This is a genomic window from Streptomyces sp. f51, assembly GCF_037940415.1.
In the GTDB taxonomy this organism is placed as follows: Bacteria; Actinomycetota; Actinomycetes; order Streptomycetales; family Streptomycetaceae; genus Streptomyces.
Window position 1 is genome coordinate 2902047 of sequence record NZ_CP149798.1, and the last position, 20333, is coordinate 2922379.

Sequence of the window (20333 nt, forward strand, 5' to 3'; positions counted from 1 at the left end):
GTTCGATGGCGCCTTCGATGGCCGTGCGGTAGTCCTTCGACGGGCCTCTGCCGTGACGTCGGGTGATCCCGGCCGGCGCGGCCCCGCCGGTCCGTCGCCGGCCGGGCCGTTCCGGGTGACCGCGGGGCGGTCTAGCGGCCCTGGTAGCGGGCCGCCGTCGTTCTGGCCGTGCCGAGCTTGCCGTAGAGAAGCCGTCCGGGGCACTCCGTGGCGAATCCGTCCCGATGGCCGGAGATCACGTTCAGTCGTACGTTCTTTCCTTTTCGGTAGAGATTGCCACCGGCCGACTTCAGGTATGTCTTGCCACGCGGATCGGCACCGTAGAGACCGAGTTTCCACGCCGTGAGCCGGGAGATGGCCTTGAGCGCCGCGTCGGTCGGCTTGGTGCTGCCGAAACTGCCGATCACGGCGATCCCCATGCTGTTCGTGTTGAACCCGCGGGTGTGGGCGCCCATGACCGCCTTGGCGACGCCTCCGGCCCGGCCCTCGTAGATGTTCCCGCACTTGTCGACGAGGAAGTTGTAGCCGATGTCGCGCCAGCCGCTGCTCACCACGTGGTAGCGGTAGATACTGCGGATGACCGAAGGCGCCTGGGAGCAGGTGTACTTGTTCCCCGACGCCGTGTGGTGCACGAAGGCCGCCTTGACGGTCTTCGTGTAGAGGAAGCCGCGCTCGCGGAGGTTCTCGTTCGCGCCCCAGCCGCGCCGCGTGATGATCGTCGGGCGCGGGCCGATGTACGGCGTCGCGCGCCGGTCGGTCCTGCCGTCGGGGAAGTACGTGCGCTCGGTCTCCTGCCGGGAGAGCGCGGGGATCACGGTGGCCCGGGCACCCTCGCCGCCGGCCGCGCCCTCGCTGCCCGCCGCGCCGTCGCCGGCCGACACTCCCGCTCCCCGCGCGCCCGCGTGCACGCCCCTGGCGCGCAGGCCCGAGGGCGCGCCCGCGGCCCGTCCGGCCGTCCGGGTGCCGGGGGCCGGGGGATCTCCGCCGGGATCGACGAGTTCGAGGCGCAGGCCGCCGGGGAGGGGCGCGGCCGCCGGGGAGGCCAGGCTCCTGTCCCGCGGTCCGTCCGCGCCGTCCTCCTCCGGGCCCTGTGCGGCGTCCCGCGCCGCCTTCTCGGCCTCGACGCGGACCTCGACGCCGTCCGAGTTCCCCACCCACAGCGGGGCGGTGGAGCCGTGCACCCGGCGCGAGGTGCTCTCGGCGGTGTCCGGGTCGGGGGCGTGCTCGTCGTTGTGGGTCTCGACGTCCTGCCAGTCCGACCAGTCGCCGGTGCCGGCCGTCCTGGTGCGGACCTGGACCCGGCCGTTCAGCTCGCTGGCCGGGTCGTCCCAGATCACACCGACCAGGGAGAACGGCCGTACGTCGCGGCGGGCGAGGCCCTGCGTCTGCGCGCTCGGGCCGAGGGAGCGTTTGCGGGTGAGGGGGACCAGGGGCAGGGACTGGGTGCTGCCGGGGGCGGCTGCCTCCGACGTCACCGTCGACGGCCCTGCCTGGGCCGCGGTGGCGGGCAGGGTGAGCGGAAGGGCGAGAGCGGCCGCGCAGGTGACGCCGACCGAGGAACCAAGGAATCCACGCATGCTCCTGATCCTGGACATAATCATAGATATCTGTCCATTGCGGAATTGACGGACCGTCGGACGCGCTGCGCCGAACCGGTGGCGCGCTCGGCCCGTGCCGCGCGGCGGCCCCGCGTACGCTTGCGCGCGTGAAAGCCACCGACCGCACCCCTGCCGACCTGCTGCGATCCGCGCTCTCCGAGGACCCCGCGCGTCCTTTGGTGACCTTCTACGACGACGAGACGGGCGAACGGGTCGAATTGTCCGTGGCCACCTTCGCCAATTGGGTGGCCAAGACCGCCAATCTGCTCCAGGGCGAGCTGTCCGCCGAGCCCGGCGAGCGGGTCGCGCTGCTGCTGCCCGCGCACTGGCAGACGGCGGTGTGGCTGCTCGCCTGCTCCTCGGTCGGCGTCGTCGCGGATCTCGGCGGGGACCCGGCGGCCGCCGACCATGTCGTCGCGGGCCCCGGCCGGTTCGAGGCCGGGCTCGCCTGTTCCGGTGAGCGGATCGCCCTCTCGCTCGCCCCGCTCGGCCGCCGCTTCCCGACGCCTCCGGCCGGGTACGCCGACTACGCCGTCGAGGTGCCGAGCCAGGGCGACCGTTTCGCGCCGTACGCGCCGGTCGACCCGGAGGAGCGGGCGCTGGTCGTCGCGGGGGCCGCGTACACGGGCGCGGAGGTCGTGGAGCAGGCCCGCGCCGACGCCCCGGGGCTGGATCTGACGGGCCCCGGTTCACGCATCCTGTCGGCGCTCCCGTACGACACCTGGGAGGGCGTGGCCGCGGGTCTGTACGCGCCCCTCGCCACCGGCGGGTCCGTGGTGCTGTGCCGCAACCTCGGCCTCCTGGACGAGGACGCGCTCGCCCGGCGGATCGAGAGCGAGCGGGTGACCGCCACGGCCCGCTAGGGCGGCCCCCGGCGGCGGCCCCCGGCCGGCCGGTCCCGGAGGGGCGCCGGGCGCGTCCCCCGTTCGGCCCATCACCGGCCCCCCTCGGCCGTCGCGCCGGGACATGGTCGTAGGAGCAGCCCGACACGCTCGTACGCCATGAGGGGTGGTGGTCCCGAGGTGACCGACTCCGAAGGCGCGGAGGAGCGGGGACGGGGCGCGTCGCCCACCGGGGCCGGGGTCCGGCGCAGGCGACGGCGCTGGGTGCGCCGGACGGCGACCGGGGTGGCCGTGCTGGTCCTGGGCGCCGTGGCGGCCGGCTGGGTCGCGTACGAGAAGCTGAACGGGAACATCACCGCGGACAACGACGCCGCGGCCGAGCTCGCCCGGTACGAGAAGGAACGGCCCACCGCGCTGGTGCGCGACGCGCAGAACATCCTGCTGATCGGGTCCGACTCGCGTTCGGGCGCCGGGAACCGGAAGTACGGCCGGGACTCGGGGACGGAACGGTCCGACACGACGATCCTGCTGCACCTCTCGGCGAACCGGCGCAGCGCGACCGCCATGTCGCTGCCCCGCGACCTGATGGTGGACGTACCGGGCTGCCGGCGCCCCGACGGGACCCGCACCCGCCCCATGCTCGCCATGTTCAACTACGCGTTCGAGGTGGGCGGTTCGGCCTGCACGATCCGGACCGTGGAGAGGCTGACCGACATCCGCGTCGACCATCACATGGTGGTGGACTTCCACGGGTTCAAGGACATGGTCGACGCCGTGGACGGCGTCGAGGTGTGCCTGCGGAAGCCGATCGACGACAAGGCGGCGAAGCTGAGGCTGCCCGCGGGCAAGGTCGTGCTCGACGGCGAGCAGGCGCTCGGCTACGTGCGGGCCCGCAAGAGCATCGGCAACGGCAGCGACACCGACCGCATGGACCGCCAGCAGAAGTTCCTCGGCGCGCTCATCAGCAAGGTGCGCAGCGACGACGTCCTGCTCAACCCGGCGAAGCTGTATCCGGTGCTGGACGCGGCCACCTCGTCGCTGACCACCGACCCGGGGCTCGCGAGCCTGCGCGGTCTGTACGACCTGGTCCGCGGCATGCGGGACATCCCCACGAAGGACATCCGGTTCCTGACCGTGCCCCGGACGTCGTACGTCCTCGACCCCAACCGCGACCAGCTCGTGGAGCCCGACGCGGCCCGGCTGTTCGCACGGCTGCGCGCGGACGAGCCGGTCGCGGTCGCGAAACGGCCGAGGGCGGCCCAGGGCCGGTCCCCGCATTCCGTAAGCCTGTACGGGAACACTTTGTCCGGGAACTCCTCGCACGACTACGAAGGGGAGTCGGACAGTGACGGAATGCCGACGGCAATAGGAGTTGCCCTCCTCTCCGGCACACCGGATCCGGCTCCGACTTTCCGAGGCAACACGGCGGCACAGGACGCCTGCGGGTAAAGCGCGCGCCAAGGCGGGGAACAGGCGAGCTAAGAAGTCTCTGAAAATAGGGCGGATTGCCCGGTTGTAGGGACGTCGAATTTGTCACGGCCGTCGCTCCGCGCTGAACTGGGCGGATAGTGTGAGCGATCCGGTGCACCCGGCCACGAGGTCAGTCCTGGGGGCCGCGCACTGTTTGACCGAGACCCGAGCGCCTTTTGAGGGGGAAAGGGCGCCGCGTGGCCCCGACGGAGGATTCAGACAACCGTGGACGCGCAAGGCCGTGGGCGGGCGGACGACATCGACCCCGCAGACCAGTGGGTACTCAACCCGAACACTGGTGAATACGAACTGCGACTGCCCCCTTCCGGAGCGCAATCGGGCGTGCCGCGACCGCGGAGGGGCGCACCCTCCGCGGCGACGCGCACCCGGAGCGCCCCGGGCAGGGACCGCGCGGCACCGGGGCGGGAACGTGACGCGCCGAGGCGGGAGCGCGAGCCGTCCGGCCCCGACGTACCGGGGCCGCGCCGGCGGCGCTCCGAGCCGCCGGAGCCCCTTCCGGGACGGCGGCGCGGGCGCGGCGGCAAGCCGCCCAAGAAGTCGAAGGCGAAGAAGATACTGCTGTGGACCGGCGGCACCATGGCGCTGGTCCTGGTCGCCGTGTCCGGCGCCGCGTACGCCTATCTCAAGCACCTCGAGGGCAACGTCACCACGACGGACGTCGGCAGTTCGGGCAAGAGCGGCTTCAGCAAGGACGAGGCCTTCAACCTGCTCATCATCGGAACCGACAAGCGCACCGGTGCGGGCAACACGGGGTACGGCGACAAGAACAGCCTCGGGCACGCCGACACGAACATCCTGCTGCACGTCTCCAAGGACCGGACGAACGCGACCGCGCTGAGCATCCCGCGCGACCTCATCGTCAACATCCCGGAGTGCAGGACGAAGCAGCCGGACGGCACCGAGGAGATCATCAAGGGCACGGACAACGTCCGCTTCAACACCAGCCTCGGCCAGGACGACCGCAATCCGGGCTGCACGATGGACACCGTCAAGGCGGTCACCGGCATCACGGTCGACCACTTCATGATGGCCGACTTCAACGCCGTCAAGACGCTGGCCACCGCGGTCGGCGGTGTCGAGGTCTGTCTCGCGAAGAACGTCGACGACGCCAACTCGCATCTCAAGCTCTCCGCGGGCAAGCACGTGGTCGAGGGTGAGCAGGCCCTCGCCTTCGTCCGCACCCGGCACAGCTTCGGCAACGCGGGCGACCTCGACCGCATCAAGGTGCAGCAGCAGTTCATCGGCTCCCTGGTGCGCAAGATGAGTTCGAGCGACACCCTCACCAGCCCGACCAAGCTGATCAAGCTGGCCGAGGCCGCCACCAAGGCGCTCACCGTGGACACCGGCATCGGCAGCGTCAGCACGCTCAAGGACATGGCCCTGGAGCTGAAGAAGGTGCCGCCGAAGAACATCACCTTCACCACGGTTCCGGTGATAGACAATCCGGCCGAGAAGGTGCACGCCACCGTCGTGGTCAACCCGACGACGGCCAAGCCGGTGTTCGACGCGATCAAGAACGACGTCTCCTTCACCGCCGTGAAGCAGAAGGCGAAGAAGGAGAAGGCCGCGGAGACCGCCCGCCTCAAGGGCTCCCGTTCCGCCGCGTCCGACATCCGCGTCGACATCTACAACGGCGGCGCCGAGGCGGGCTCCGCACAGGAAACTCTCAACTGGCTACAGAATGATGAGGGCGTGCTCAAGTCCAGCCAGCTGGGCAACGCCGACGCACCGCTGAGCAGGACGACCCTGGAGTACTCCCCCGACCAGGCCGACCAGGCACGCAAGCTGGCGGATCTCATGGGGCTGTCCGGTTCGGCGCTGAAGCCCGGCAAGAGCGAGAAGAACTCACAGGGGCTGCCGGCGATCGTGCTGACCCTGGGCAAGGACTTCAAGGGCGCCGGAGTGCCCTTGACCGCTCCGACGAAGGCGCCGGACGTGGAGAAGTCCACTGCGGACAAAACAGTGTGCGCGAAGTGACCTAGCGGGTTCGTCAAGCGTCCTACAGGGCGCGAGCAGTGTCCGGCCGGGCGTGCGAACGCCCGGCCGGACGTTCGACGGACCCGTTTGTCAGGCGCAGGGTGGGGAGAGGCTGGGAGATGGCGCAAAGCAGTGTGCGCGGGGAGGGAGCACGGCCACGTGTCCCACGAGCCGGCGAACTGGGCTGGGACGACAGCATGTACGAGGAGGGCGGCCGGTCCGTTCGGACGGCGGAGGACGGCCGCGCCCGGCAGGACGGTGACGACGGCGCGCATCCGGCCGACGGCACCGAGCCGCTCGACCCCCGGGGGCGGGGTCCGAACGGCGGGGACGACGACGGACGGCACGGGACCAAGGACCGTCCCCGGCGCAGACGCCGAATACTTCGCTGGTCGGCGATGGTGCTGTCGGTCCTGATACTCGGCACCGCCGGTGCCGGCTATCTCTACTACCGGCATCTGAACAGCAACCTCAAGCAGGGCGACCTGAACATCGGCGACGCGAAGGACCGCGCGGCGAAGACGAAACCGAACGCGGCGGGCCAGACCCCGCTGAACATCCTGCTGATCGGCTCGGACGCCCGGAACTCCACCGAGAACCAGAAGCTCGGCGGCGCGAAGGACACCTTCGACACCCCGCCCCGCGCGGACGTCCAGATGCTGCTCCACCTGTCCGCGGACCGCACCAACATGTCGGTCGTGAGCATGCCGCGCGACACCCTGCTGCGGATACCCAACTGCACGGACCCGAAGACCGGGAAGACCTACGCCGCGAGCACCTCGCTCACGATGACGAACGACTCGCTGGGCCGCGGCGGCCCCGGCTGCACGGTCGCCACCTGGGAGAAGACGACCGACATCCACATCGACCACTTCATCATGGTCGACTTCGCGGGCGTGGTCTCGATGGCCGACGCGATCGGCGGCGTCCCCGTCTGCGTGGACGCCAACATCTACTCGCACACCTCCACAGGACACGGCTCCGGGCTGAAGCTGGAGAAGGGCACCACGTCCGTCAAGGGCAAGCAGGCCCTGCAATGGCTGCGCACGCGGTACGGCTTCGAGGACGGCAGCGACATCGGCCGCACCAAGGCCCAGCACCAGTACATGAACTCGATGGTGCGCCAGCTGCGGGAGAACGCCACGCTGAGCAACCCGGACAAGCTGCGCAACCTCGCCGAGACGGCGACCAGCGCGCTGACCGTCGACCGGGGCCTCGGATCGGTGACCAAGCTCTACGACCTCAGCAACGAGCTGAAGAAGGTCCCGACCAGCCGCATCACCATGACCACCATGCCGTGGGTGTACTCCAGCGACGGCAACCGGGTGCTGCCCAAGCCGACGGACGCCGACAAGGTCTGGCGGCTGCTGCGCGAGGACATCGCGCTGGACGGCAAGGACAAGAAGAAGCCCGCCGGGAAGACCACCTCTGACCCGGCCGCCGCGGACGACCGGATCGCCGTGCAGGTGGAGAACGGCACCCGCACCGACGTGCTGGCCCCGGTGCCCGGACGCGCGAGCGCGGTGAGCGCCCTGCTCGTCGGCAAGGGGTTCACGCAGTCGAAGGCCGACCCCTCGACGGTGACGACCGAGGCCACCACGGTGATCCGCTATCCGAGCGCCGATCTGGAGGGTGACGCCCTGCGGGTCGCCAAGGCCCTCGGGATGTCGACGCACGCGGTGGAGAAGTCGGCGGACGTCTCCGGGGTCACGCTGATCGTCGGCGCCGACTGGCGGGACGGCACCACGTACAAGGCGCCCGCGGAGGACGACTCGACCCCTGAGTCCGCGCAGCTCGACAAGGGCGCGGACACCGGAGCCTGCATGCACGTGGACCCGAACTACACCTGGTCGTAGAACCCGGCGGACAACGGAAACCGGGCCCCTCTCGCGTGCGAGAGGGGCCCGGCTCCGTTACGGACAGGGTCAGTTGGCGCCGCTGAGCACCGCGGGACGCCGGGACGCGATGACCTTGCGGGCCAGCGCCTTCGGGCTGGTGAGGAAGCCCCAGCCCCACGACATGTGCATCGTCGCGAGGGCCACGGGGATCTGGAGCCGGGCCTTCGCAGGCAGCCCCTTGCCCGCGGGCAGCGAGCCGAGCCCGATCGCCGCGAGGTAGCCGGCCGGGACGACGAGACCCCAGGGCGTCAGCGCCACGCCGACGACCAGGCCCGCCGCGATCGCGCAGACGGCGGCCGGCGGGGCGAGGTAGCGCAGGTTGATGGAGCCCTCGTGATAGCGGGCGACGACGTGCCGCCAGCGGCCGTAGTCCTTGTACTGCTTGCCGAGCGCCCTGACGGACGGCCGCGGCCGGTAGGACACCCGCAGCTCGGGCGAGAACCAGATGAGCCCGCCGGCCTCACGGATGCGGAAGTTCAGCTCCCAGTCCTGGGCGCGGATGAACTCCTCGTTGTAGCCGCCCTGCTGCTCCAGCGCCTCGCGCCGGAACACCCCGAGATAGACGGTGTCGGCCGGCCCGGCCTCGCCGCCCGTGTGGAAGGCGGCGTTGCCCACGCCGATCTTCGACGTCATCGCGGCGGCGACGGCGTGCTCCCAGTCGTTCTCGCCCTCGGCGTGCATGATGCCGCCGACGTTCTGCGCGCCGGTCTCCTCCAGGAGCCGTACCGCGGTGGCGATGTAGTTCGGGGAGAGCATGCCGTGCCCGTCGACCCGCACGACGACGGGGTGCCGGGACGCCTTGATCGCGGCGTTCAGCGCCGCGGGCGTACGGCCGGTCGGGTTCGGCACCGTGTGGACCCTCGGATCCTCACGGACGAGTTCGGCGGCGATCTCGTCCGTCCGGTCCGTGGAGGGACCGATGGCGATCACGACCTCCATCTCGCCGTCATACTCCTGCGCCAGGATCGCTCGGACAGCGCCACGCAGATGCCGCTCCTCGTTGAGGACGGGCATGATCACAGATACGGCGGGAGACCGCACGCCAGACTTCTCGCTCATCGGAGCTCACGTTACCGCGAACGGGGGACACGGTCGCGCGCCGCCCGGCGTAAGGACCGGGCCGCAGATCGTATCGGCCTACCGTGCTCACGGATCCCCACGCCCAGCGGAACGCGGCTCCGTCCGGCCCGCGGAACGCTTCCCTCCCCCGTCCCGCCCAGTGGAGGTGTTCCCTTGCCCACGCCGCCCCGCTCCCCCGTCCGCCCTCCGCGTCCCCCGCGGCCGTCCCCCGCGCGGCGGCCCGCCCGGCGCTCCGACGGACGCCCCGTGCGCCTCGTACGGCGCAGGAGGCCGCGCTGGGCCGTACGGGCCCTGACCACCGTCTCCGTGGTGGTCCTCGCCTCGGCGGGCATCGGGCACGCGGTGCTCAGCGGCCTGGACGCGGGCATCGCCCGGGTCGACCCGTTCAAGGACATGAAGAACCGGCCCGAGGCCGGGCACGGGATGAATCTGCTGCTCGTCGGCACCGACGGCCGGGAGAAGATCACCGAGGCGGAACGGCGGAAGTTCCGGCTCGGCGGCGCGCCCTGCCACTGCACCGACACCGTCATGATCGTGCACATCTCCGAGGACCGGGACCGGGCCAGCATCGTCAGCCTGCCGCGCGACTCCTACGCCGAGGCGCCCGCGCACACCGACGAGGTCACCGGACAGCGGCACGGCCCGCACCCGCTCAAACTGAACGCGGCCTACGCCGAGGGCGGCCCCACCCTGACCGTGCGGACCGTGGAGAACATGACTCATGTGAAGATCGACCACTATCTGGAGGTCGACTTCACCAGCTTCATGAAGACGGTCGACGTGCTCGGCGGCGTCAGGATCTGCACCGCGCAGCCGCTGAAGGACCGGTACACCGGCCTCGACCTTGCGGCCGGTTCGCATCTGCTGGGCGGCGGGCAGGCGCTCCAGTACGTACGGTCCCGGCACACCGACGGCTCCTCCGACCTCGGCCGGATGAAGCGCCAGCAGCGCTTCCTCGCGGCGCTCGTCTCCCGGGCCACGTCGTCCGGGGTGCTGCTGAACCCGATGAAGTTCCGGGACGTGACCCGGGCGGTGCTCGGCTCGGTACGGGCCGACAAGGGCTTCGGCACGGACGAGATGCTGGACCTGGGCCGGGCGATGCGGAACTTCTCCCCGTCCTCGTCCGAGTTCACGACCGTGCCGATCGGACAGATGGCCTACGCCGTCAAGGGCATCGGATCGACCCTGAAATGGGACGAGGCGAAGGCACGGACGCTCTTCACGGCGCTGCGCGAGGACAAGCCGCTCGCGACGCCCCACGCGCCGCGGGCCCAGGCCGTCCGGGTCGCGGTGGCCCCACAGCAGATCCGGGTGCAGATCGAGAACGGGACCGCCACGACCGGTCTCGGCAAGCGGGTCGACGGCGCGCTCGCCGCCACCGGGTTCAGGACGACGGGCCGGCCCACGACCGCCCCCGACACCACGGTCCGGCGCACCGTCGTCTCCTACGACCCCCGCTGGGACCGTTCGGCGAAGTCCCTCGCGGCCGCGCTTCCCGGCGCCGAGCTGCGCGCGGTCCCCGGACAGGGCCCCCTCCTGAAGGTGACCGCCGGCACCGACTTCAAGCAGGTGACACGGGTACGGGCGGAGGAACCGGCCCGGAGCGAGCCGGGCGTGGTGACGGGAGACCAGGTGGTGTGCCCCTGACCGCGCCCCCGGCTCCGGGCGGCCGCGGATGGCTCCGGGCCGCCGCGGACCTCAGTCGTCGAGGCCCTCCGCCGCCCGCTTCTCGCGGAGGTCCATGATCGCCCGGCGGCGGGCCAGCCGGTGGGTGCGGCGGATCTGCGCCTCCTGGAAGCGGCGCTCGTCCCGCTCGGTCTCGGTGACGACCGGCGGCACCCTGCGGGGCTTGCCGTCGGCGTCGACGGCGGCGAAGACGAGATAGGCCGAACCGACCTGCTGCGGCGGGGTGGACTCGTTCCAGCGCTCGGCCAGGACCCGCACACCGACCTCCATCGAGGTCCGCCCGGTCCAGTTGACCTGGGCCTTCACATGGACCAGGTCACCCACGCGTACGGGTTCGAGGAAGGCCATCTCGTCCATCGAGGCGGTGACGGCGGGGCCACCGGAGTGCCGACCGGCCACCGCGCCCGCCGCGTCGTCGACGAGCTTCATGATCACGCCACCGTGCACCGAGCCCAGAAGGTTCGTGTCGTTGTGGGTCATGATGTGGCTCAGGGTGGTGCGGGACGCCGATGTCGGCTTGCCCGGGATGTCGTTTTCCGGGGTGGTGGCCTGGTCTGTCATGTCCTCCACCTTATGCCGCGCGGGCGGCGGTCTCTTTGCATCAGCTCTGCAACAGGCGTGACCCAGATCTCCCGGCTCTCTTGTAAGAGACCTGGTGGAGAGCTGCACACTGGTCCGCATGAATGAATGGCCCGACGGATGGTCCGACGACAACCGCAGCAACGGCGGCAACCGCTACGGACGCGGCAGCGCAGGCGCACAGCCCGAGAGCGCCCGCGTCATGCGACAGGTCCGTCGCGGCCCGTCCGCACCCGCTCCGGGCCAGGGCGCTCCGCCGTACGGCGCCGGGGTGCCCCGCCAGCCCTCGTACGTCGACGGCCAGGGCTACGACGAGGGCCAGGGCTACGACAACGGCTACGACTCCGGTTACAGCACCGGCCAGGTGTACGGGAGCCCGGGCGGCCCCGGCGGTCCGCAGGGCCCCGGCGACGGCGGCGCGTACCCGCGGCTCCCCGCGCCGAACTGGCGCAAGCGGATCAAGTGGACCGCGATCACGCTGGTCACGGCGCTGGTCGTGGTCTCCGTCGGCACGTACTTCTGGGCGGACTCCAAGCTCCACCGTGACGTGGATCTCTCCAAGGTCATAGACAGGCCGGAGACCGGCTCGGGCACGAACTACCTGATCGTCGGCTCCGACAGCCGCGCCGGCCTGACCGCCGCGGACAAGAAGAAGCTGCACACCGGCTCCGCCGAGGGCAAGCGCACGGACTCGATGATGATCCTGCACACCGGCAGCAACGGCTCCACGCTGCTGTCGCTGCCCCGTGACTCGAACGTCACGATCCCGAAGTTCCAGGGCTCCGAGTCCGGCAAGATCAAGGGCCCGCTGGGCCAGAACAAGCTGAACGCCGCCTACGCCTTCGACGGCCCCACGCTCCTGGTCAGGACCATCGAGTACAACACCGGTCTGCACATCGACCACTACGTGGAGATCGGCTTCGCCGGGTTCGCGGGCATCGTCGACGCGGTCGGCGGTGTCGACATGACCCTCGACCAGGGCTTCAAGGACAAGTACTCCGGCGCCGACTTCAAGGCGGGCAAGCAGACGCTGAACGGCGAGCAGGCCCTGGCCTTCGTCCGTACCCGCCACGCCTTCGCCGCCTCGGACCTTCAGCGCACCAAGAACCAGCAGAAGTTCCTGTCCGCCCTGGCCCACCAGGTCGCGACCCCCTCGACGGTCCTGAACCCCTTCAAGCTGTACCCGACGATGGGCGCGGGCCTCGACTCGCTGGTCGTCGACAAGGACATGAGCCTGTGGGACCTGGCCGACATGTTCTGGGCCATGAAGGGCGTCACCAGCGGCGACGGCAAGTCCATGAACATGCCCATCTCCGGTTCCGTCGGCGGCAACCTCGTCTGGGACAAGACGAAGATGAAGACGCTGGTGAACGAGCTCAAGAACGACGAGAAGGTCACGGTGTCGGGCAACTGACCCGATTCCGCGCCCCGTCGCCGGCGGCCCGACCGGGCACCGCCCGAGGCCGCCGGCCCCCGACCCACCGCCACCGCGCTCCGCGGCAGCGGTGGGTCAGTTGCGTGAGGTGCGCAGGGTGATGCGGCCCCGGGTGCGGGGACCGTCGAGCTTGGAGCGGTCGACGACGGGCCTGCCGGCGGGTTCCGCGGCCATGAGGCGGATCGTGTCCCGGCCCGCGAGGGCGGTGCACCACTGGGCCAGGTGCGGGCGGGTGCCACGCGGGCCCGCCGCCTCCTCCCACAGATCCCGCACGGCGTCGGCCCGCCGGTCGTCGAGCACGCCGGACAGCGGCCGCAGGGGCTTGCCGGGCGTCACGTAGGCGTCCTGGCTCACGACCCGGCCCACCACGAGCGCCGCCTTGTAGCGGTCGCTGTCCACGGTGGCGGCGCCCGCGGCGGCCAGCGGGTCGTGCCAGTCGGGGGTGTCCGCCTGTTCCAGGACCGGCGGCCGCCCGGCCATGCGCACACCGTCGCAGTCCAGGAGGTACGGGGCGGGCGCGGGCCTGACGGTCCACAGCACGTTCGCGTGGGACACGTCACCGACCACCAGACCCAGCGTGTGCAGCCAGTGGAAGAGCCCGACGACGGCCACGACCAGCGCGAACCGCTCGGCGGGCGAGGGCTGGGCTACACCCTGCCAGGCCGCCCTCGGCGGCCGGAGCAGATACGACAGATCGGTCAGCCGGGCCTCGCCGCGCGAGGTCCGCCAGGTCATGGAGTCCGGCGCCCTGCGCATCAGGAACCCGGTCGCCCTGCCCCCGTCCAGGACCCGGCACAGCGGCCACGCCGTCTCCCGGTCCAGACGGTCCCGGTCGGCCGGGCCGAGCCCCTGGCGCAGGGCCACCAGCGCCGCCAGCTCCGCGCCGTCGGCCTTCCCCGGCTCGCGGTAGCTCTTGTACAGCAGCCGGCCGGGACCGGTGACGTCGTACACCTCGCCCTGGCCGCCGTCGCCGACCCGGGTGCCGAGGGCGAGCGAGCCGAGCGTCACGTCGGCGCCGTCGTCGGCGCTCACGGCACGGCCTCCCACAGGACGACGGCGGTGCGGTCGTCGTCGTACGACTTCACCCGGTACTGCACCTGCCACAGGAAGTCCGCCGGTGCCGGCGCGGCCCCCTGCCCCCAGCCGGACGCCAGGAAGTCCCGCATCCCCGCCTCCCCGGCGAGCGGCGTGGACAGGCCGTCCGTCCAGAGCACGAGGACGTCACCGGGCAGGGCCGGGCCGAGGAGCAGGGCGCGGGCGCGGTGGCCGTGCGGCAGGGCGGCGGTACGGGTGTCGATCATTCCGTCGCCGTCGTGCTCGGGGTCCGTGAGGGACAGGTTCCACTCCCCCGCGCGCAGCAGTGCCGTGCCGCCGTCGCCGACCGCCAGGAAGCCGCGGGTGCGCACGCGGGGATCGAGCGGTACGAGCAGCGCGCGCAGGGTGGTCGCGTACGCGGCGGGGTCGTCGCCGCGCTCGCGGGCACGGTGCGCGAGCAGGGTCGCCACCCGGCCCACGGCGGTGTCCACCAGCGCGGCGAACCCCGTCCGGTCGCCCGAGCGCAGGGTCTCGCAGAGTTCCCCCGCCACGCCGTCCAGCTCCATCGCGGCGAGCCGGCAGGCCTCCTGCGAGCCGATGTGCGAGCGGGCCGCCGAGCCCACGCCGTCCGCCACGGCGAGCAGCAGCAGGCCGTCCGGGCCGTCCGTCCCGAGGCGGACCACGGCCAGGGAGTCCTGGCGCGGCTCGCCCTGATAGCGGTGCGAGTCGCCGCGCACCGACGCCGCCCGGACCGTCAGAGCGCCGTATCCGGCGCCGTCCACCACCATGTCGGGGGTCAGCGCCGCGGTCGGGTCCTCCCGGACCGAGGGAAGCTCACGGGGTTCCGGGGCGTACAGCGGGGGCTTGGGTCCCGAGTGGCGCGGGGCCCCGAGCACCGGGAGCGTCCCGATCCGCGGGGCGGGCGCGTCGGGCACGGGCACGGGGCCGTGCGGGGACGGCTGCGGCAGCGGCCGCTGCTCGGGTCGCGGCTCCGGTCGCGGCTCCGGCCGCTGTGCGAAGCCGGGCTGGGGGAACGGAGGCGTCGGTGCCGGCTCGTACGAGGTGGGGGTCGGGGGCGACGGCTGCGCGAGCGGTCCGTAGGACAGGGGCGGGTTCGGTCCTGCGGTCGTCGGTGCGGTGGGCTGGTCGGCCGGGGCGAGGGGCACCGGCTCCGGCTGGTCGTTGAAGAACTGGTCGACGCTCTGCCAGGTGGCGTCCAGCGGGTCGGGCTCGCGCGCGTCCGGCCAGCTTGGCTCGGTTCCGCCCACGTCGTGCCGACATCCCGCGGGATGCCCCGCGTCCGCCTGTCCGGCCTCCGCCCGCCGCACGTCCGGCTCGCGCTCTTCCGTCTCGTACGGGTCCGGTCTGCGGGAGGTGGGGTGGTGCGGGGCCGGTTGCTGGGGCCCGGGGTGATGCGAGCCGGTTTGGTGCGGGGCCGGCTGGTGCGGGCCGGGCCGGTGCGGGTTCGTTCGGGACGGGCCGGGGGTGTTCATGTCGTTCTCCATCGGCGCGACCTCACAGCTTGTCGAGAGAGACGAGGGAGAAGCCGGGCACGGTGTCGTCCACGGCCAGCGTGAATCCGTTGCCGCCGTCCGCGCCGATGCTCCCGGCGGACCGGACGATCGACCGGGTCAGGCTGGAGGCGAACTCGCGCAGCGCCTGCGCCGGCGACACCGACGAGTCCTTCTGCATGAACGCCCGGAAGTTCGCGACGCGGGCGATCGTCGACTCCTGCGCCTCCCCGATGCCGAAGGCGATGATCTTCGGGCAGAACCGCGACTGGGTGACCTCCTTGTACGCCTGGTCCCAGTCCGGGTCCGTGGGGATGCCGTCGGAGAGGAAGAAGACCACGGGCCGGTACACCTCGTGGCCCTCCGCCTTCAGCGCCGCCACGTCGGCCTCGACGCAGCGCAGCAGGGTGCGGAACGCGTCGCCGTACGAGGTGAGCCCGCCCGCCGCGAGCGCCGGGACGGAGTCGATGTCACTGAGGTCGACGAGCGGCTGGAGCACGGTGGCGGTGTCGGAGAAGCCGATCAGGCAGAAGCGGGTCTTGTCCGCGACGGTCGGGTTGGTGCTGATCTCGTGGTGCAGGTCGGGGAGCGCGCCGTTGATGGCGTCGATCGGCTCGCCGATCATCGACCCGGACTCGTCGCAGAGCAGGTAGAAGGGCAGGATCTGCAAGGTCTCGTACCTCCGGGTCAGTACGTGTAGAAGTAGATCTCGATGTCGGCGTGGCCCGGGGAGGCTCCGCCTTTCCAGAAGTCGCGGGTGGTCGCGGCCCGGAACATGTCCGGACGGGCCTTCTCCAGCAGGGAGTTGACCTCGTGGGCGTACGCGCCGCCGGCGCCCGGGTCCGTGTGGCGTCCGAAGGTCAGCACGAAGGCGGCCTGCCGGCCCCGGTAGCGCGCGGTGGCGGTGCGCAGGGCGCGCACGATGCCCGTGTCGTCGCCCGCGGACGCGTCGACGGCCACCTTGACCGGGGTGCGGACCACCGCCCGCGGGCCGGTGTGCCGGGACTTCCTCCCGGCGGCCGAGGACGACGACGCGGGGCGCTTGTCGGCGGCCTGCGGGTCGCCCTGGTCCCCCATGGCCACCAGGGCGAGGACGAGCAGCATGTCCGCGAACAGCCACCCGGCCATGTGCAGCGGCTGGAACCTCCCGCCGCGCTTCATCGGGCCTCGGTCCGGGACGACGGAGGCAGCTGCGGGGGTTCACGACGGGGATCGGGCCGCGGGGACCCACCCCGTCCCGGGCCGTCGACGGGAGGGCCGGCATGCCCACCGGGGACACCGCCCCGGTCGGCGGGAGCGCCGGGCCTTTGCGCCGGGGGGCCGGGGTGGTCGGCGGGAGTGCCGGGCCTTTGCGCCGGGGGGCCGGGGTGGTCGGCGGGAGTGACGGGGCGGTCCGCGGGAACGCCGAACCTGTCCACGGGAACGCCCGGCCGGTCGGCGGGAGTTCCAGTGCGGTCCACGGGAACGCCGAACCTGTCCGTGGGAGCGCCGGACCGGTCGGTGGGAACGCCCGGCCGGTCGGCGGGAGCGCCGGACCGGTCGGTGGGACCTTCCGCCTGTTCCACACCCGTACCGAATCCGTCGACGGGCGTGCCGGGGCGGTCCGTTGGGGCGTGGCCCGTGTCGGTCGAGGGGGCGTGGCCCGCGTCGGCGGATCGGCTGTGGCCGTGGGCGGGACCGCCCGGCGACCCGGCCCGGTCCGGCCGGCCCCACCCACCCGGCGACGCGGTCGGGCCGCCGTCGCCCGTCCTCCCGTCCGCGCGCAACTCGGCGACCAGCCGGGCGAACTCCTCGGCCACCGCCCTCAAAGCCCCGCTCTGGTGGTTCAGTTCACGGACGGCGTGCTGGGACTCCTCGACCGCGCGGGCCGTGTTCTCCGCCACCTCGCCGAACCGACCGAGGAGTTGGGCCGAGATGTCCGACGACACCTCGATACCGGTGGCGTACGCCCGCTGGGAGGCGGCCAGCACGGTCACGGAGTCCTCGACGCGGTCCCCGGCGCCCCGCACCGCCAGCCGCACCTCGCCGCTCGCGTCGCGCACCTCGTCGAGCGCCTTGCGCACCCGGTCCCCGCCGTCGCTGACGGCGGCCTCGACCCGGCCCACGGCGGCTTCGAGCGGCTTGACGGAGGTGTCGACCCCGGCCAGCGCGCGTTCGGCGCCCTGCACGGCGTCACCGACGGCCGAGGCCGCCGACGTCAGGTCCTTCTGGACCCGGACCGCCTTGTCGCCCAGCCGCCTGAGCGTCCCCGCGGCCTCGGTGAGCTCGGCCGCGAAGCGCTGCGGGGAGCTCGACCGCCGCCCGTTCAGCACGAGTTGCGCCCGGGTCAGGGCCGGGACGAGCGCCGCCATCAGCTCCTCGGAGCCGCGGTCGGCTGCCTCCTCCCGGCGGGCGACGGAGGACCGCCGCAGACCGTGCGTCAGCACCAGCGAGAAGAGCAGCGCGATGGCCACGGTGGCGCTCATCGCCACATGCCCGAAGGTGAAGGCACCGGTCAGGTGCCCCTCGAATCCGGACTGCCACAGCTGGAGGAAGGGCCGGGAGGCGGCCCCGGGGTCCGCGCCCGTCAGCGCCCCGTACGCGCTCGACGCCCGCGTCAGCCCGTACCAGGTGAGCATCAGCGGCACGAAGACCAGCGCGCCGAGCACCCCCTCGGCGTAGGACCACAGCGGGTGCCCGCCGTCCCGGACGCCGGTGGCCCGGAGGCTCTCGGGGCGGGCGTAGGCGGCGAGGAGATCGAGCTCGGACCACGGGTCGAGCCCGGCGGGATCCTGGTTCCGCAGCGCCACCGCGAGCGCGGCCAGCTCTTCCTTCCGGGGCGCGAGCGCCGGACGTTCGGCGAGCTCCTCGACGCTCTTCGCGATCACATGACGGTCCATCAGGGCGCCTGACGGCATGCCCACCCCCACAACACGACGGACGCGGAGGCGTGTCGGGGCGACGCTGGATCCCCACCCGTGTCATGTGCCGCCCTGCCCCCGCCGGTTCACACGCACCGGACGCGCGACCGAGGGCACAGAGAGTACTCCAGCGGACACGCTCCGCGCATAAACTCACGACACCCGCCACTTCCCACCGACGGCGGCGCGAGGGGGAACCGTTGAGCAACGACGACCGTCCGCGGGCGACCATCCGCCTGAGGCCCGCGCCCGGCTCCCGGCCCGGGACCGGCGCCGGGCGCGCGGCCCCGCCGGCCCGTGAGGCACCGCGTGTTCCCGCCGCGCGCGCCGAGACGACGCTGACCAGGTCCGCTCCGCGGGCCCACGTCACGGGGCGCGGGGTCCTCCAGGTGAACCTCAACCGGCCGCCGGGGACCGGCGCCGACCTCGACCTCGGGTGCATGGCCGCGTTCCGCGACGGCGGCCGCGCGGCCGTACAGCCGCTGGGGAACGCCTTCGGCTCGCTGACGGAGTGGCCGTACATGCGACTCGACCAGGACGACCGCACCGGAGCGTCCCCCGACGGGGAGACGGTCCGGGTGGACCTGGAGCGGCGCGAGCTCTTCCGGCTCCTGCTCTTCCACGTCTACGTGTACAGCGGCGCCGTGGATTTCCGGAGCCTGGGCGCCACGGCCACCGTGACGGCCCCTTCCGGCGGCTTCCGCATCGCCCTGGACGACTCCCCCGAGGGAGCGACGGGCTGCGCCGTCGCGCTGGCCGTGCCCGGGGACGGCGGCCTCACGGTCACCCGCGAGGTCCGCTGGTTCACCGGCACTCCGCGCCACTCGGTCCAGGAACAGATGGACACCGCCTACGGCTTCGGCCTCACCTGGGTCCGGGCCCGGAAGGACTGACCCGGAAACGCGAGAGGCGAGAGGCGCACCGGGCGCCTCTCGCCTCCGCTGCCGGCAGACGGCGTACTACGGCAGGTTCCTCGCCATGACGATGCGCTGGACCTGGTTCGTGCCCTCGTAGATCTGCGTGATCTTCGCGTCGCGCATCATGCGCTCGACCGGGTAGTCGCGGGTGTAGCCGTAGCCGCCGAGGAGCTGGACGGCGTCCGTGGTGACCTCCATGGCGACGTCCGAGGCGAAGCACTTGGCTGCGGCGCCCTGGAACGTGAGGTCCTTGTCGCCGCGCTCCGACTTGGCGGCGGCCGCGTACGTGAGCTGGCGGGCGGCCTCGATCTTCATGGCCATGTCGGCGAGCATGAACTGGATGCCCTGGAAGTCCGCGATCGCCTTGCCGAACTGCTTGCGCTCCTGGACGTAGCCCTTGGCGTAGTCGAGGGCACCCTGGGCGACACCGAGGGCCTGGGCCGCGATGGTGATGCGGGTGTGGTCCAGGGTCTTCATGGCGGTCGCGAAGCCGGTGCCCTCCTCGCCGATCATGCGGTCGGCGGGGATGCGGACGTTGTCGAGGTAGACCTCGCGGGTCGGGCTGCCCTTGATGCCGAGCTTCTTCTCCGGGGCGCCGAAGGACACGCCCTCGTCGGACTTCTCGACGACGAACGCACTGATGCCCTTGGAGCGCTTCGTCGGGTCGGTCACCGCCATGACCGTGTAGTAGTCCGAGACGCCGGCGTTGGTGATCCAGCGCTTCACGCCGTTCAGGACCCAGAAGTCGCCGTCGCGGACGGCCCGCGTCTTCATGCCCGCCGCGTCCGAACCGGCGTCCGGCTCGGAGAGGCAGTACGAGAACATGCCGTCGCCCTTGGCGAGCGGGCTCAGGTACTTCTTCTTCAGGTCCTCGGAGCCGGAGAGGATCACCGGCAGCGAGCCCAGCTTGTTCACCGCGGGGATCAGCGAGGAGGACACGCAGACGCGGGCCACCTCCTCGATCACGATGACCGTCGCGAGGGCGTCGGCGCCGGCGCCGCCGTACTCCTCGGGGACGTGCACGGCGTGCAGGTCGTTGGCGACCAGGGCGTCCAGCGCCTCCTGCGGGAAGCGGGCGTCCTCGTCCACCGCGGCCGCGTACGGCGCGATTTTCGCCTCGGCCAGCGAGCGGATCGCGTCCCGGAGCATGTCGTGCTCCTCGGACGGGCGGTACAGGTCGAAATCAGCCGATCCGGCCAAGGTCTCTCACGCTCCAAAAGGTGCTGTGCTGGCGGCGCTAACTACCGTTAAGTAACACAAATTTTAGGCCCCCGCCCGCGGGACGGATACGTGAGGTTGGCGACAGGGGGAAAACTGCCCGTGAAAGCGCTCCCCGAAGCCCCGACTATGCTCAGGCGCGCACCTACGCGCCGCACACCTCAGG

The 20333-nt window shown here is 72.0% G+C and carries 16 protein-coding genes; 7 read left to right on the forward strand and 9 right to left on the reverse strand.

The features are described from left to right. Positions 1-131: 131 nt before the first annotated feature. Complete coding sequence (locus WJM95_RS12685; RefSeq protein WP_339129722.1) at positions 132-1577, reverse strand: peptidoglycan recognition protein; 1446 nt, start codon at positions 1575-1577, stop codon at positions 132-134. 128 nt (positions 1578-1705) lie between these two features. Between WJM95_RS12685 and WJM95_RS12690 the strand changes: the two genes are divergently transcribed. From WJM95_RS12690 to WJM95_RS12705, 4 genes are all read left to right on the forward strand, one after another. Beyond that, on the forward strand, positions 1706-2461 hold the full coding sequence (locus tag WJM95_RS12690) for a TIGR03089 family protein (protein ID WP_339129724.1): 756 nt from the start codon (positions 1706-1708) through the stop codon (positions 2459-2461). A gap of 138 nt (positions 2462-2599) precedes the next feature. Further along, positions 2600-3889 carry an LCP family protein gene (locus WJM95_RS12695; RefSeq protein ID WP_339129725.1) on the forward strand — a complete coding sequence of 430 codons (1290 nt, stop codon included), beginning with the start codon at positions 2600-2602 and terminating at the stop codon, positions 3887-3889. A gap of 246 nt (positions 3890-4135) precedes the next feature. Beyond that, positions 4136-5908 (forward strand): LCP family protein, encoded by a 1773-nt coding sequence (locus WJM95_RS12700; protein WP_339129726.1) that lies wholly within the window; start codon positions 4136-4138, stop codon positions 5906-5908. Between the two features lie 119 nt (positions 5909-6027). Next, positions 6028-7764 carry an LCP family protein gene (locus tag WJM95_RS12705; protein ID WP_339129727.1) on the forward strand — a complete coding sequence of 579 codons (1737 nt, stop codon included), beginning with the start codon at positions 6028-6030 and terminating at the stop codon, positions 7762-7764. Positions 7765-7833: 69 nt separating this feature from the next. On the opposite strand, the gene WJM95_RS12710 is transcribed toward WJM95_RS12705, so the two are convergent. Further along, on the reverse strand, positions 7834-8865 hold the full coding sequence (locus tag WJM95_RS12710; protein ID WP_339129728.1) for a glycosyltransferase family 2 protein: 1032 nt from the start codon (positions 8863-8865) through the stop codon (positions 7834-7836). 174 nt (positions 8866-9039) lie between these two features. On the opposite strand from WJM95_RS12710, the gene WJM95_RS12715 reads away from it, so the two are divergent. Beyond that, positions 9040-10533: an LCP family protein gene (locus WJM95_RS12715; RefSeq protein ID WP_339129729.1), complete on the forward strand. Its 1494-nt coding sequence runs from the start codon at positions 9040-9042 to the stop codon at positions 10531-10533. Between the two features lie 51 nt (positions 10534-10584). On the opposite strand, the gene WJM95_RS12720 is transcribed toward WJM95_RS12715, so the two are convergent. Next, positions 10585-11133: an acyl-CoA thioesterase gene (locus tag WJM95_RS12720; RefSeq protein WP_339129730.1), complete on the reverse strand. Its 549-nt coding sequence runs from the start codon at positions 11131-11133 to the stop codon at positions 10585-10587. 118 nt (positions 11134-11251) lie between these two features. Here WJM95_RS12720 and WJM95_RS12725 point away from each other — a divergent pair, with 118 nt between their 5' ends. Beyond that, positions 11252-12565 carry an LCP family protein gene (locus WJM95_RS12725; protein ID WP_339129731.1) on the forward strand — a complete coding sequence of 438 codons (1314 nt, stop codon included), beginning with the start codon at positions 11252-11254 and terminating at the stop codon, positions 12563-12565. Between the two features lie 96 nt (positions 12566-12661). Here WJM95_RS12725 and WJM95_RS12730 read toward each other — a convergent pair whose 3' ends face one another. Genes WJM95_RS12730 through WJM95_RS12750 form a run of 5 tightly spaced genes read right to left on the reverse strand, consistent with a single transcriptional unit; the run spans position 12662 to position 18029 of the window. Continuing rightward, on the reverse strand, positions 12662-13618 hold the full coding sequence (locus tag WJM95_RS12730; protein WP_339129732.1) for a hypothetical protein: 957 nt from the start codon (positions 13616-13618) through the stop codon (positions 12662-12664). Then, positions 13615-15114, reverse strand: a complete 1500-nt coding sequence (locus WJM95_RS12735; protein WP_339129733.1) for a protein phosphatase 2C domain-containing protein — start codon at positions 15112-15114, stop codon at positions 13615-13617. The genes WJM95_RS12730 and WJM95_RS12735 overlap by 4 nt, the downstream gene beginning before the upstream one ends. Positions 15115-15136: 22 nt before the next feature. Further along, entirely contained in the window at positions 15137-15802 is a 666-nt protein-coding gene (locus WJM95_RS12740) for a VWA domain-containing protein (protein ID WP_339129734.1), read from the reverse strand. Between the two features lie 17 nt (positions 15803-15819). Continuing rightward, positions 15820-16293: a hypothetical protein gene (locus WJM95_RS12745; RefSeq protein ID WP_339129735.1), complete on the reverse strand. Its 474-nt coding sequence runs from the start codon at positions 16291-16293 to the stop codon at positions 15820-15822. Further along, the gene (locus WJM95_RS12750; RefSeq protein ID WP_339129736.1) at positions 16290-18029 is read right to left on the reverse strand and encodes a methyl-accepting chemotaxis protein; all 1740 of its coding nucleotides are present in this window, start codon (positions 18027-18029) and stop codon (positions 16290-16292) included. The genes WJM95_RS12745 and WJM95_RS12750 overlap by 4 nt, the downstream gene beginning before the upstream one ends. Before the next feature lie 203 nt (positions 18030-18232). Between WJM95_RS12750 and WJM95_RS12755 the strand changes: the two genes are divergently transcribed. Further along, positions 18233-18925: a tellurium resistance protein gene (locus WJM95_RS12755; RefSeq protein WP_339129737.1), complete on the forward strand. Its 693-nt coding sequence runs from the start codon at positions 18233-18235 to the stop codon at positions 18923-18925. A 66-nt stretch (positions 18926-18991) separates the two neighbouring features. Here WJM95_RS12755 and WJM95_RS12760 read toward each other — a convergent pair whose 3' ends face one another. Beyond that, on the reverse strand, positions 18992-20149 hold the full coding sequence (locus WJM95_RS12760) for an acyl-CoA dehydrogenase (protein WP_339129738.1): 1158 nt from the start codon (positions 20147-20149) through the stop codon (positions 18992-18994). Positions 20150-20333 lie beyond the last annotated feature (184 nt).

What these genes read in the sequence shown, in the direction of transcription:
- WJM95_RS12685 (WP_339129722.1), bottom strand. Translation starts at nt 1,577, where the DNA reads ATGCGTGGATTCCTTGGTTCCTCGGTCGGCGTCACCTGCGCGGCCGCT.
- WJM95_RS12695 (WP_339129725.1), top strand. Translation starts at nt 2,600, where the DNA reads ATGAGGGGTGGTGGTCCCGAGGTGACCGACTCCGAAGGCGCGGAGGAG.
- WJM95_RS12705 (WP_339129727.1), top strand. Translation starts at nt 6,028, where the DNA reads ATGGCGCAAAGCAGTGTGCGCGGGGAGGGAGCACGGCCACGTGTCCCA.
- WJM95_RS12710 (WP_339129728.1), bottom strand. Translation starts at nt 8,865, where the DNA reads ATGAGCGAGAAGTCTGGCGTGCGGTCTCCCGCCGTATCTGTGATCATG.
- WJM95_RS12720 (WP_339129730.1), bottom strand. Translation starts at nt 11,133, where the DNA reads ATGACAGACCAGGCCACCACCCCGGAAAACGACATCCCGGGCAAGCCG.
- WJM95_RS12725 (WP_339129731.1), top strand. Translation starts at nt 11,252, where the DNA reads ATGAATGAATGGCCCGACGGATGGTCCGACGACAACCGCAGCAACGGC.
- WJM95_RS12735 (WP_339129733.1), bottom strand. Translation starts at nt 15,114, where the DNA reads ATGAACACCCCCGGCCCGTCCCGAACGAACCCGCACCGGCCCGGCCCG.
- WJM95_RS12745 (WP_339129735.1), bottom strand. Translation starts at nt 16,293, where the DNA reads ATGAAGCGCGGCGGGAGGTTCCAGCCGCTGCACATGGCCGGGTGGCTG.
- WJM95_RS12750 (WP_339129736.1), bottom strand. Translation starts at nt 18,029, where the DNA reads ATGCCGTCAGGCGCCCTGATGGACCGTCATGTGATCGCGAAGAGCGTC.